Consider the following 10004-nt stretch of genomic DNA (forward strand, 5'->3'; position numbering starts at 1 on the left):
TCCTTCAGGCCGGACCGTGCCGAGGCGTTTATCTTTATTCCGTTTCTTTATCATTTGTTGCCCAAACCTCAGGCTTGACGCGGGGTTTCGGAACTGCGCCCGGCGATGATAATTGCAATTAAATCCGCCCCGTGCGACGATCAAAGCATATTGCACAAGCTATATTGGACAAAGGAGGCTGAATATGGCAGCAGACCTGTACCCTTCTTCCCCTGCTCCGTCCGCCGCTTCACAAACCCGGTTTCAGAAATTGCGAAAGCGCCTCCATAAAGACCGAGCCCTTCTCCTGCTCGCTCTTCCTGGTATTTTGTACTTTCTGATCTACAAGTATTTGCCCATGTTCGGACTTGTGATCGCTTTCAACGACTACAGTCCGTTTCAGGGCTTCTTCGGAAGCGAGTGGGTGGGTCTTGGCCAGTTCCGCAAAATCTTCAGCGACACCGAAGTGCTGAGGGTCATCTGGAACACGCTGTTCATCTCGTTTCTGCAAATCGTCTTTGCTTTCCCGATCCCAATCGTCCTCGCCCTTATGCTGAATGCGGTCCGCAACCAGCTCTATAAGCGGATTATCCAGACGGTTGTTTATCTGCCCCACTTCCTGTCCTGGGTCGTCGTCATCGGCATTTGCGTCCTCTTCCTGAAGAGCGAAGGGCTGATCAACGAGATCCTCAAGTCGATCGGCCTGCCGGCCATCCCGTTTTTGACTGACCCGGCCTACTTCAAGCCGCTTATTGTCGGACAGGTGATTTGGAAGGAGACCGGTTGGGGAACGATCATCTTCCTCGCCGCGCTCGCAGGCGTCAATCCGAACCTGTACGAGGCTGCCGTCATGGACGGGGCGAACCGCTGGAGACAGACATGGCACATCACGCTCCCTTCCATCCGTTCGACGATTATCATCCTGCTCATTCTCCGTCTGGGCTCCGTGCTCGATTCGGGCTTCGAGCAGATCTGGCTGATGCTGAATCCGTTCAACAAGGATACCGGCAACGTGCTCGATACGTTCGTTTACTTCAAGGGGATCGAGCAATCCGACTACAGCTTCGCCACCGCCGTCGGCCTGTTCAAGGGCGTGGTCGGCCTCATTCTCGTAATGGGCGCGAATTACCTGGCCAAGCGGTTCGGCGAAGAAGGCGTCTATTAATGTATGAATCTGTGAAAAGGAGGCCGTCTCCATGCGCGACAAGTCTATCGGCAACTTGGTTCTCGATACGGTGAATTACATCCTGCTCGCGTTGATCGCGGCCGCGATGCTCTTCCCGTTCCTGTATGTCTTCTCGGTATCCTTCTCTTCGTATAAGGATTTCCTGCAGTCGGACATCCTGCTCGTTCCCAAAACGTGGGTGATGGACGCGTACCGATTCATCCTGTCCTCCCCTGCGTTCCCCCGGTCGCTGCTCGTGACCGTCTACGTGACGATCCTGGGAACAGTCGTTAACCTGTTCTTCACCTCGACGTTTGCGTATGTGCTGTCCCGCCCTGTGATCGGCCAGCGGGTCATGCTCTTCCTGGTGCTGTTCACGATGCTGTTCTCCGCCGGGATGATCCCGACCTACCTGGTCGTCAAGGAAACCGGCCTGCTCAATACCATTTGGGCTCTTATCCTGCCAGTGGCGATCGCGCCCTTCAACCTGATCGTCATGCGGCAGTTCTTTATGGGCATCCCGAGCGAGATGAACGAAGCGGCGCGCATCGACGGTGCCACTGAGCTCCAGACGTTCTGGAAGATTATTCTGCCGCTGTCCAAGCCCGCGCTGGCCGCCTTCGGCCTCTTCTATGCGGTCGGACACTGGAATAACTACTTCAGTGCGATTCTCTATTTGAACGATCCCGCCAAGTGGACCGTACAGGTCATTCTCCGGCAGATCGTCATCGTCAACGAGCCAACTTCCACCCTTGCTGGAGGGGCCGCTCTGATGGAAAACGCCCCGCCTGCCGAGACGATCCAGATGGCCGCGATCCTGCTGTCCATCCTGCCCATCATTCTCGTCTACCCGTTTCTGCAAAAACACTTCGCCAAGGGGGTGATGCTCGGTTCGGTAAAAGGCTGAGCCCGGCAGCCATTGCGAAGGAATCGAGCTTTCATTTCGTTTTCATGACAAAGAGAGGGGTTTGGACATGAACAAAAAGAAAACATTGGCCGTCAGCCTTGCTGCCGTCATGGCGCTTACCACAGCGGCCTGCTCGTCCAGCAAGCCGGAAGGCAGCGCAGCACCTGCGCCTAGCGGCGGAGGGAACGCCGCGAACAAAAAATTCACCGTCTCCATGATGAGCTTCGCCTTCGGCAACCTGCCTCCGGCCGACGGCCGCGGCGTCAAGATGATCAACGAGAAGTTCAATATCGACTACAAGCCGACACTTGTCGTGCAATCCGACTATATCCAAAAGCTGAGCGCCACGATTGCGTCCGGCGAAGTGCCGGACATCACGGTCATGGAAGGAGCGGACGCCAACTTCTACAAGTGGGCCAAGCAGGGAGCCTTCCTGCCGCTGAACGATTACATCGAGAAGTACCCTAGCTTTAAGCTGATTCCGAAGGACGTCCTCAAGGCGTTCACCGTCAACGGCAAAATTTACGCCATTCCGCGTTACTACCCGATCAACTACCAGCTGACCGCCATGATCCGCACCGACTGGCTGGAAAACCTCGGGCTCAAGATGCCGACCAACTACGAAGAGCTGAAGCAGGTCGCGCTTGCCTTCACCAAGAACGATCCGGACAAAAACGGCAAGAACGATACGTATGGCATCGCCATGGCCCAGAACATCAACCCGAACTATGCGATGGGCGCCTACTGGGATTTCACTGCCTGGTACCACAAAAACAAAGACGGCCAGCTGATTCCGGGCTCCATCTCGGATGCCCAGAAGGAAAAGGTCGCCTGGATGGCGGACCTGTATAAACAGGGCGCCATTACGCAGGACTTCGCCGTCATGAACTGGGCTCAGACGAACAAAGAGTTCTACTCCGGCAAGGCAGGTATCTTCATCGGGACGCCGCGCGGCATGAGCGAGCCGTACATGCAGAGCCTGGTGGAAGCGGTCCCGAACGCCAAGCTGGCGCCGGTTCCTCCATTCGTCGCTCCGGACGGCACGCAGGGCTTCGCCTCGACCTCCGGCGCCTATGGCATGACCATGTTCAGCGCCAAGCTTGCCAAGGAGCCGGAGAAGATCGACCGGATTATGGAGATGATGGACTTCGGCCGCAAGTACTACAAGCCGGAAGAGATGAACAAGAGCAACCCGGACTTCGACTGGTTCAAGGGCAACGAAGGCACCGGCTACAAGATCGTCAACGGCAACATCGCAAGCGAGCCGGCCGAAAAAGGCCTCTCCCCGGCGCTTTACTATCCGGACGGCATCGCCTGGGCACCGAACGATGAAGCGAACGGATACTCCAAAACCTACAGCACGCCGCTTCTCGTCAACGTCGCGCAGCAGTTCGAGAAGCTGCACAAGGAAACGAAGCATTACTTCAACCCGGTCAACTCCGTCTTCTCCGAGACCAAGCAGTCTAAGGATAGCGATCTGAACAAGATGCTGTACGACGAGCAGACCAAGATGATCGTCGGCCAGAGGCCTCTCTCCGATTGGGATAAGATGGTCAAGGACTACATGGACAAAGGCGGCGCTCAGATCATCAAGGAAGTGAACGACGCCATGAAGGAAGCCGGCGTGGAAGGCAGATGGAAGGAGCCCGGCCAGTAAGCGCCTCATTCTTCCCAATCGTTAGCCAGACGTCCCTCTAGCACGTTTGGTCTTATGGCTTCCCGACTTGCTTGTCTTGGCTACCAACCGGCAAGATAACCGGGTGTAATCCGAAAAAGCGGTCCCTAGGGACCGCTTTTTGCCGTGATCAGCCGGGACCTCGCTGTTCCCATAGTTTCTTTGCAAAAACAAAACCCCCGATGGGCCGTTTTGGCTCTTTCGGGGGCTTGTGAATGAAGACCTATAAGGGCAAGTGCAGAGAGGTTTACAGCATAACCTTCGTCGGCGCATCAATGCCGAAGATATATTTCTGAATAGCCAGAGCGACTCCGTCTTCCTGGTTGGTCGCCGTCTGGGCGTCGGCCATTTCCTTAATCTCGTCCTCCGCGTTGCCCATGGCAACGCCAAGACCGGCTGCCTTGAGCAGGAAGTAATCGTTCCGGCTGTCGCCCATCGCGATGACCTCGTCCATCGAAATGTCGAGCATGTCGCAAACCTCGCGAACGCCGCTTTCTTTCGTAACGCCGAGCAGAGAGATTTCCATGTTGGTCACATGGGAGTGTGTGACCTCAAATCCCCACTCCTTGACCGTCTCTCTTAATTGTTTCAGAACGACCGGATCCGGGTGGCTCATGCCGAACTTCATCCAGTTCTCGTCGAAATGCGCGTCCGTCCAGTTCTTCCGGCTGCTGAGGCTTTCGATGCTGTAGCCCCAATAGTGCGCATCGGCTTCCATCGCCAGCTTGTGCAGACGGACAATATCGTCCCGGAGGAACAGATGGCGCTTGTAATGCTCTGTAGGTGTACGCCACAGATCCGCTCCGTTCAAAAACACCATCGGCGTCTGCAGCCCAAGCTCCTCACGGAAGCCGCCTGCCGTTTGCACACCGCGGCCCGTCGAGAAGATGACATGGATGCCGGCATCCATGGCCTTTCCGATCCATTCCTTGGTGGCGGGACTGAGGGTTTTTTCGTCGGTCAGCGTAGTGCCGTCCAGATCAAGAGCAATCAAGCGATAGCGTTTCATTAGGTTCAAGTCTCCATTTCTATTCATTAATTTTGTAAGGACAAGCTGTCCAGCGGAACATCAAAATAATACTTTTTGACAAGCCCTACAGCAAGGATCGCGTCGTCCGGAATGACCGGTGTGTACACCAGCTTCACGGAACGGCAGGACTCGGGTACGAGCTCCTGTACTTTCTCCCGAAACGCCGGGACGAGGATGTCGCCCATCGTTTCGATCCAGCGGCCGGTCAGCATGACATGGTCGGGATTGAAGAAGGTAATAATATTGCTGAGCGCTGTCCCTACCGCCTCGATTATCACATCTAGCAGCTCGAGACTGGCCGGGTCCTTCGCCCGGATAGCTTCGTTAAAGGCGTGCAGCCGAAGTCCCTTGTTGCGGTACAAGCCGCTTGAGGAAGCCAGCTGGGTGAGGCAGCCTTTGCGTCCGCAATGGCATAGGTAGGCGTGCTCTCCGGTGAATCCTTTGTAATGGCCGAATTCGCCAGCTACATGATTCGCTCCGGCGTACAGCTGTTTCTGGAATACGACCGCTCCGCCGAAGCCGTAATCAAACTTGAGTGTCACGTTATCGAGCGAATCGGAAAGCAACCCGTTCATGTTCTCGACGACCGCATGCAGGTTGACGTCATTCTCCAGATAGACAGGGATTCCGAACCTTTCCTCCAGACGCTGTTTAAGCGGAAAATGGTTCCAGCGCAGACCCGGGGAATACACAATGACCCCCTGCTTCGTGTTGACGAGCGCCTGGATGCTGCATCCGATTCCCTTCAGCTTGGACAGATCGGGGACTGAGGTGAGCAGCTCCTGAACGGCCTCCCCGATCAGCCGGACGGGATGCTCCTGATCATCGTACTTGGTGACGGTATGCTCGACGGCAGCGATCGTATCGCCCGCAAAGTTCATCAGGACCCCGCGGATGTACCTGACCGCCACTTCAATGCCAATGGCGTACATGTCTTTTCCGTTAATCGTGAGCGGCACCGGCTTGCGTCCTCCACTGCTGGCCGAAGGTGTCCCTTCCACGACCAATTGGTCCTTGAGCAGCCGATTCACGATATTAGTGATAGTCTGCTGGTTCAATCCCGTTTTGTCCGCCAGCTCCACACGGGAGATCGGCCCTTCTGCGAAAATGAGATGAAGCACCTTTTGCTGGTTGATGGATTTGAGCAGCTGATGGCTTGGCGTTTTTTCGGCAGACATTTGTGTAGACCTTCCTTTACCTCAACATGGATGGAGCTTCTGCTATTAAGTTTACTTCAAGAAGCTGGCTCTGTACAAAACCCCTTCCATTATTTTAACGGTTTTTTAACAAAAGGTCGCCTGCTTTCTTGTCTGTCGAGAGGATTTCGTCCTATTTGCGCTTTCCCACTTCCGAAATAGCCTCCGTTATGGCTCATCCCCGAGTTGTCATCGCCTGCAGGCCGCTCAATACACGCTTCTAGTTACAGCGCTGGCGGAAGGCCCGCTATAGCCGCGGCACTTTCGTGGGAGCTTGCTAAGTGGGCAGGAGTCCAGCCATCCGCTCGGTTGCCAAACTACGCCCCTTTACTTACCACCCTTTGCTCCTGCGTCAGCTGTCCCATCATTTCGCCCGGCTTGGTCTGCTGCGCTCTTCGGATCCAGGGAAGCGTCAGCCGGAACGCCTTGATCTCGTCATACGTCAGCTTGATCTGATACCGAAGGGCCGACAAGCTCCTCGAGCCGAAGCACATAGCCGGCATTCCGATGCAGGAGGCGATATAGCGAATTCGCCGGATGTGAAAGGAGTTTGAGAGGATCACGCAGCTAGCCAGTCCTTCTTGTTCCATGATCACACGGCAGTTGACCAGATTGTGGACCGTGTTTCGGGACACCGTTTCCAATAGCAGCTTATCAGCCGGTACTCCATTCTCCTCCAAATACCGTTTCATGATCTCGGCCTCGGACAGCGAGGAGGTAACCGCTCCTCCGGAGAGGAGGATTTTCTGAAACCGGAATTTGCTCCACAAGCGAAGCGCAGTATCCAGACGGTCCTTTAACAGCGGATGAATCCGGTCCTGGTCACATTTATATCCCAGGATGATGAGCGCATCCGCATTCCCCTTTCGGTAAACTCCTCCATGCATCCAAGCAAAATAAAGCAGTGGCGCCAGAACCACACATCCGGCTGCCAGTCCCCCTATTAGTAACCAACCCAACATCCATCATCCTTTTGCCGTTTTCATTCCTGAGGCGCCCCTAGAATCGCTGCGCTAGTCCCTCGTTCTCCCGAAGGGACCTGTCGCTTGACCCTTTGCTGGAAAAGCCCACTCAACTGATTTCCCTCTCTGGTATACCGATCTAGCTAAGTATCCCTACTGCGGTCCGTGGTGGGGAGGGAGAAACCACGGCCCACTCGATCATTATTCGCAAACAGGCATCTCCTCCTTCTTATGTTAATCTATTGATTAGATAATGCCATTATGCCTGAAGCCAACCCCCTTGACAAGGGGAACATGTAACAGGTTCCTGCTGGGAAACCCTTTTTGCCACAAAAATGGGCCCTTCGCCCCTGTAAAGGCGCTCTGAATACATTCACCCTACACCTAGCTAAGCTCCTAGGTCCACGGGGGATTACTGTGAACGCAGTCATGCCCGGCATAACCGATACGAACGTAAACGCGTCATGGCTCCACACACCCGATGGACGCAAGTCAGCCGTAGAGATATGGGCTCTTGGACGCATTGGCGAGCCTCCGGATATCGTGGCTTTCACGGCTTCACTTGACGGCCGATGGGTAACGGGACAAATGCTCAATGGAACTGGGAGATCCCATTTCTAAGCTATGTCAGATTATATGGATAGCATGCGTCAAAAAAATCACAACACCACCCGTTTAACGGGTGGTGTTGTTGGACGGTAAAGGAGAGACTGCAACGCATCGGCAAACAGGGCTCCAGGATGTTTCCCCCACGGCAACCCTTTATATGCATTGGCGTACACTTCCAAAGTTGGATCTCAGCGAAATTAGAATCAAAAAAAAGTTCATCAGATTAATATCCAATGAACTGATCCTACAAAGTGGTACCGGTGAGAGGACTCGAACCTCCACGGGTCTCCCCAAACGATTTTGAGTCGTTCGCGTCTGCCATTCCGCCACACCGGCATATGTTTTCATGTGCTTCCTGGTCATGCCTGCCCACCTTAGTTAAGGCGGCCCAATCTCCATCGGCCTTTTGCCTGACAAGTGTTCCGTCGGAAGCGATAAAAAAAATGGCGTGCCCTAAGAGATTCGAACTCCTGACCTTTTGATTCGTAGTCAAACGCTCTATCCAGCTGAGCTAAGGGCACAAAAAATAAGAACAGTATGTATTATACCATGCATCTTCCCCTATTTGCAACGAATTCGGCCCTAATTCGTATAACGTTTCAGGCCTTTATACAGAGGGTAAATACCTATGGAAAAGCCTTTGAAGCCACTTAGCAAGCAAGGAGGGAGGAAACCGGATGGCTGCCAAATCGATGTCACCCTCTACGGCGTTGGTTCCCGTAGATGAGGCCAAGCAGGAAGCCTATGTGAAGGAAAAGTTTTGGGGGAAGATGAAAAGAACGTTTGCCAAGGTTCCCTTCGCGTTAGAAGCAGTAGCCTTGTTTTATGCCGCAACGGACCCAGCCACTCCCAAAAAGGCAAAAGCCATCGCCCTGGCCGCGCTCGCCTACTTTATCCTACCGATGGACGCAATCCCGGACATTCTTCTGGGAGTTGGATGGACCGACGACGCCGCGATCATCTTGGGAGCCGTTAAGACACTGGCGGGTCACGTAACGGACGAGCATAAAGCCAAAGCCAAAGCCTGGGCCTACAGCTTCCGGTCGAAAGCGGAGGTTTCTACAAAATAACCTTCATTACCAAAAAACCTCTAAGGCGTTTGCCTTAGAGGTTTCATTCATTTGCGCATAGTAAGAAAAGTTGGAGGCGCCACCCAGACTCGAACTGGGGGTAAAGCTTTTGCAGAGCTCTGCCTTACCACTTGGCTATGGCGCCTCGAAACATACAATGGAGCGGAAGACGGGAATCGAACCCGCGACCCTCGCCTTGGCAAGGCGATGCTCTACCGCTGAGCCACTTCCGCATAACTGGCTGGGGATCCAGGATTCGAACCTGGGCATGACGGAGTCAAAGTCCGTTGCCTTACCGCTTGGCTAATCCCCAATGTGGTATGTAGGTGGGATAAATATGGGGCGATCGAAGGGAATCGAACCCTCGGATCCCGGAGCCACAATCCGGTGCGTTAACCACTTCGCCACGACCGCCATAACAAACAAGTTTGAATATCGACTGGCAGGGGCAGCAGGAATCGAACCCACACCAAAGGTTTTGGAGACCTTTGTTCTACCTTTAAACTATGCCCCTGTAATGGTGGAGGATGATGGATTCGAACCACCGAACTCGTAAGAGAACAGATTTACAGTCTGCTGCGTTTGGCCACTTCGCTAATCCTCCAAGATAAGAAAGCCATTCAATTGTACTACAGAACAATTAAGTTTGCAACCATTCCTAAGATTCAATGGTGGCTCGGGACGGAATCGAACCGCCGACACGAGGATTTTCAGTCCTCTGCTCTACCAACTGAGCTACCGAGCCTTGAATCAAATGGCGGAGCCGACGGGATTCGAACCCGCGGTCTCCTGCGTGACAGGCAGGCATGTTAGGCCTCTACACCACGGCTCCACACTAGGTTCCCTATTGGGAAAATTGGTTGCGGGGGCAGGATTTGAACCTGCGGCCTTCGGGTTATGAGCCCGACGAGCTACCGGGCTGCTCCACCCCGCGTCAGTAAAACTTCTATGGTGGGCGCTGACGGGATCGAACCGCCGACCCTCTGCTTGTAAGGCAGATGCTCTCCCAGCTGAGCTAAGCGCCCTTACTATGACCCGTAGGGGATTCGAACCCCTGTTACCTCCGTGAAAGGGAGGTGTCTTAACCCCTTGACCAACGGGCCCTATATGGCGGAGAGAGAGGGATTCGAACCCTCGAGACGCTTGTGACGCCTACACGATTTCCAATCGTGCTCCTTCGGCCAACTCGGACACCTCTCCATATGGCTCCCCGAACAGGACTCGAACCTGTGACAACTCGATTAACAGTCGAGTGCTCTACCAACTGAGCTATCAGGGAATGCACTGCTTGGCAACGTCCTACTCTCCCGGAACCCTTCGGTTCAAGTACCATCGGCGCTGGAGGGCTTAACGGTCGTGTTCGAGATGGGTACGCGTGGTTCCCCTCCGCCATTATCACCAAACAGCTATT

8 protein-coding genes, 15 tRNA genes and 1 rRNA gene are annotated in these 10004 nt (G+C 54.3%); 5 read left to right on the top strand and 19 right to left on the bottom strand.

Going from position 1 to position 10004, the window contains the following annotated elements; genetic code table 11:
* Positions 1 to 184 precede the first annotated feature (184 nt).
* The 3 genes from KJS47_RS20310 to KJS47_RS20320 all read left to right on the top strand — a co-directional run bounded on the left by KJS47_RS20310 (position 185) and on the right by KJS47_RS20320 (position 3708).
* Positions 185 to 1144 carry an ABC transporter permease gene (locus KJS47_RS20310; protein ID WP_213527137.1) on the top strand — a complete coding sequence of 320 codons (960 nt, stop codon included), beginning with the start codon at positions 185 to 187 and terminating at the stop codon, positions 1142 to 1144.
* Between the two features lie 31 nt (positions 1145 to 1175).
* Positions 1176 to 2051 carry a carbohydrate ABC transporter permease gene (locus tag KJS47_RS20315; RefSeq protein WP_213527139.1) on the top strand — a complete coding sequence of 292 codons (876 nt, stop codon included), beginning with the start codon at positions 1176 to 1178 and terminating at the stop codon, positions 2049 to 2051.
* 67 nt (positions 2052 to 2118) lie between these two features.
* Entirely contained in the window at positions 2119 to 3708 is a 1590-nt protein-coding gene (locus KJS47_RS20320; protein ID WP_213527141.1) for an extracellular solute-binding protein, read from the top strand.
* A 265-nt stretch (positions 3709 to 3973) separates the two neighbouring features.
* On the opposite strand, the gene KJS47_RS20325 is transcribed toward KJS47_RS20320, so the two are convergent.
* From KJS47_RS20325 to KJS47_RS20335, 3 genes are all read right to left on the bottom strand, one after another.
* Positions 3974 to 4735 (bottom strand): Cof-type HAD-IIB family hydrolase, encoded by a 762-nt coding sequence (locus tag KJS47_RS20325; protein ID WP_213527143.1) that lies wholly within the window; start codon positions 4733 to 4735, stop codon positions 3974 to 3976.
* Between the two features lie 26 nt (positions 4736 to 4761).
* The gene (locus KJS47_RS20330; protein WP_213527145.1) at positions 4762 to 5934 is read right to left on the bottom strand and encodes an ROK family transcriptional regulator; all 1173 of its coding nucleotides are present in this window, start codon (positions 5932 to 5934) and stop codon (positions 4762 to 4764) included.
* A 335-nt stretch (positions 5935 to 6269) separates the two neighbouring features.
* The gene (locus KJS47_RS20335; protein ID WP_213527147.1) at positions 6270 to 6914 is read right to left on the bottom strand and encodes a YdcF family protein; all 645 of its coding nucleotides are present in this window, start codon (positions 6912 to 6914) and stop codon (positions 6270 to 6272) included.
* A gap of 324 nt (positions 6915 to 7238) precedes the next feature.
* Here KJS47_RS20335 and KJS47_RS20340 point away from each other — a divergent pair, with 324 nt between their 5' ends.
* The gene (locus tag KJS47_RS20340; RefSeq protein WP_249716595.1) at positions 7239 to 7535 is read left to right on the top strand and encodes an SDR family oxidoreductase; all 297 of its coding nucleotides are present in this window, start codon (positions 7239 to 7241) and stop codon (positions 7533 to 7535) included.
* Between the two features lie 240 nt (positions 7536 to 7775).
* On the opposite strand, the gene KJS47_RS20345 is transcribed toward KJS47_RS20340, so the two are convergent.
* Positions 7776 to 7859: transfer RNA gene (locus KJS47_RS20345), tRNA-Leu, on the bottom strand.
* Positions 7860 to 7967: 108 nt separating this feature from the next.
* A tRNA-Arg gene (locus tag KJS47_RS20350) sits at positions 7968 to 8044 on the bottom strand.
* Positions 8045 to 8200: 156 nt separating this feature from the next.
* On the opposite strand from KJS47_RS20350, the gene KJS47_RS20355 reads away from it, so the two are divergent.
* Positions 8201 to 8593: a YkvA family protein gene (locus tag KJS47_RS20355; RefSeq protein WP_249716597.1), complete on the top strand. Its 393-nt coding sequence runs from the start codon at positions 8201 to 8203 to the stop codon at positions 8591 to 8593.
* A 71-nt stretch (positions 8594 to 8664) separates the two neighbouring features.
* Here KJS47_RS20355 and KJS47_RS20360 read toward each other — a convergent pair.
* The 14 genes from KJS47_RS20360 to rrf all read right to left on the bottom strand — a co-directional run bounded on the left by KJS47_RS20360 (position 8665) and on the right by rrf (position 9996).
* Positions 8665 to 8738 (bottom strand) — tRNA-Cys (locus tag KJS47_RS20360).
* A gap of 13 nt (positions 8739 to 8751) precedes the next feature.
* Positions 8752 to 8826, bottom strand: a tRNA-Gly gene (locus KJS47_RS20365).
* 5 nt (positions 8827 to 8831) lie between these two features.
* A tRNA-Gln gene (locus tag KJS47_RS20370) sits at positions 8832 to 8906 on the bottom strand.
* Positions 8907 to 8931: 25 nt separating this feature from the next.
* Positions 8932 to 9007, bottom strand: a tRNA-His gene (locus tag KJS47_RS20375).
* Between the two features lie 26 nt (positions 9008 to 9033).
* Positions 9034 to 9107, bottom strand: a tRNA-Trp gene (locus KJS47_RS20380).
* Positions 9108 to 9111: 4 nt separating this feature from the next.
* Positions 9112 to 9197: transfer RNA gene (locus tag KJS47_RS20385), tRNA-Tyr, on the bottom strand.
* A gap of 65 nt (positions 9198 to 9262) precedes the next feature.
* Positions 9263 to 9338 (bottom strand) — tRNA-Phe (locus KJS47_RS20390).
* Between the two features lie 10 nt (positions 9339 to 9348).
* A tRNA-Asp gene (locus tag KJS47_RS20395) sits at positions 9349 to 9425 on the bottom strand.
* A 25-nt stretch (positions 9426 to 9450) separates the two neighbouring features.
* Positions 9451 to 9527 (bottom strand) — tRNA-Met (locus KJS47_RS20400).
* A gap of 15 nt (positions 9528 to 9542) precedes the next feature.
* A tRNA-Val gene (locus tag KJS47_RS20405) sits at positions 9543 to 9618 on the bottom strand.
* Positions 9619 to 9624: 6 nt separating this feature from the next.
* Positions 9625 to 9696: transfer RNA gene (locus tag KJS47_RS20410), tRNA-Glu, on the bottom strand.
* A 5-nt stretch (positions 9697 to 9701) separates the two neighbouring features.
* Positions 9702 to 9793 (bottom strand) — tRNA-Ser (locus tag KJS47_RS20415).
* Positions 9794 to 9796: 3 nt separating this feature from the next.
* Positions 9797 to 9872: transfer RNA gene (locus KJS47_RS20420), tRNA-Asn, on the bottom strand.
* Between the two features lie 7 nt (positions 9873 to 9879).
* Positions 9880 to 9996, bottom strand: a 5S ribosomal RNA gene (rrf, locus tag KJS47_RS20425).
* Positions 9997 to 10004: the final 8 nt, after the last annotated feature.

The sequence above is a fragment of the Paenibacillus sp. J31TS4 genome (genome assembly GCF_018403265.1).
GTDB lineage: Bacteria > Bacillota > Bacilli > Paenibacillales > NBRC-103111 > J31TS4.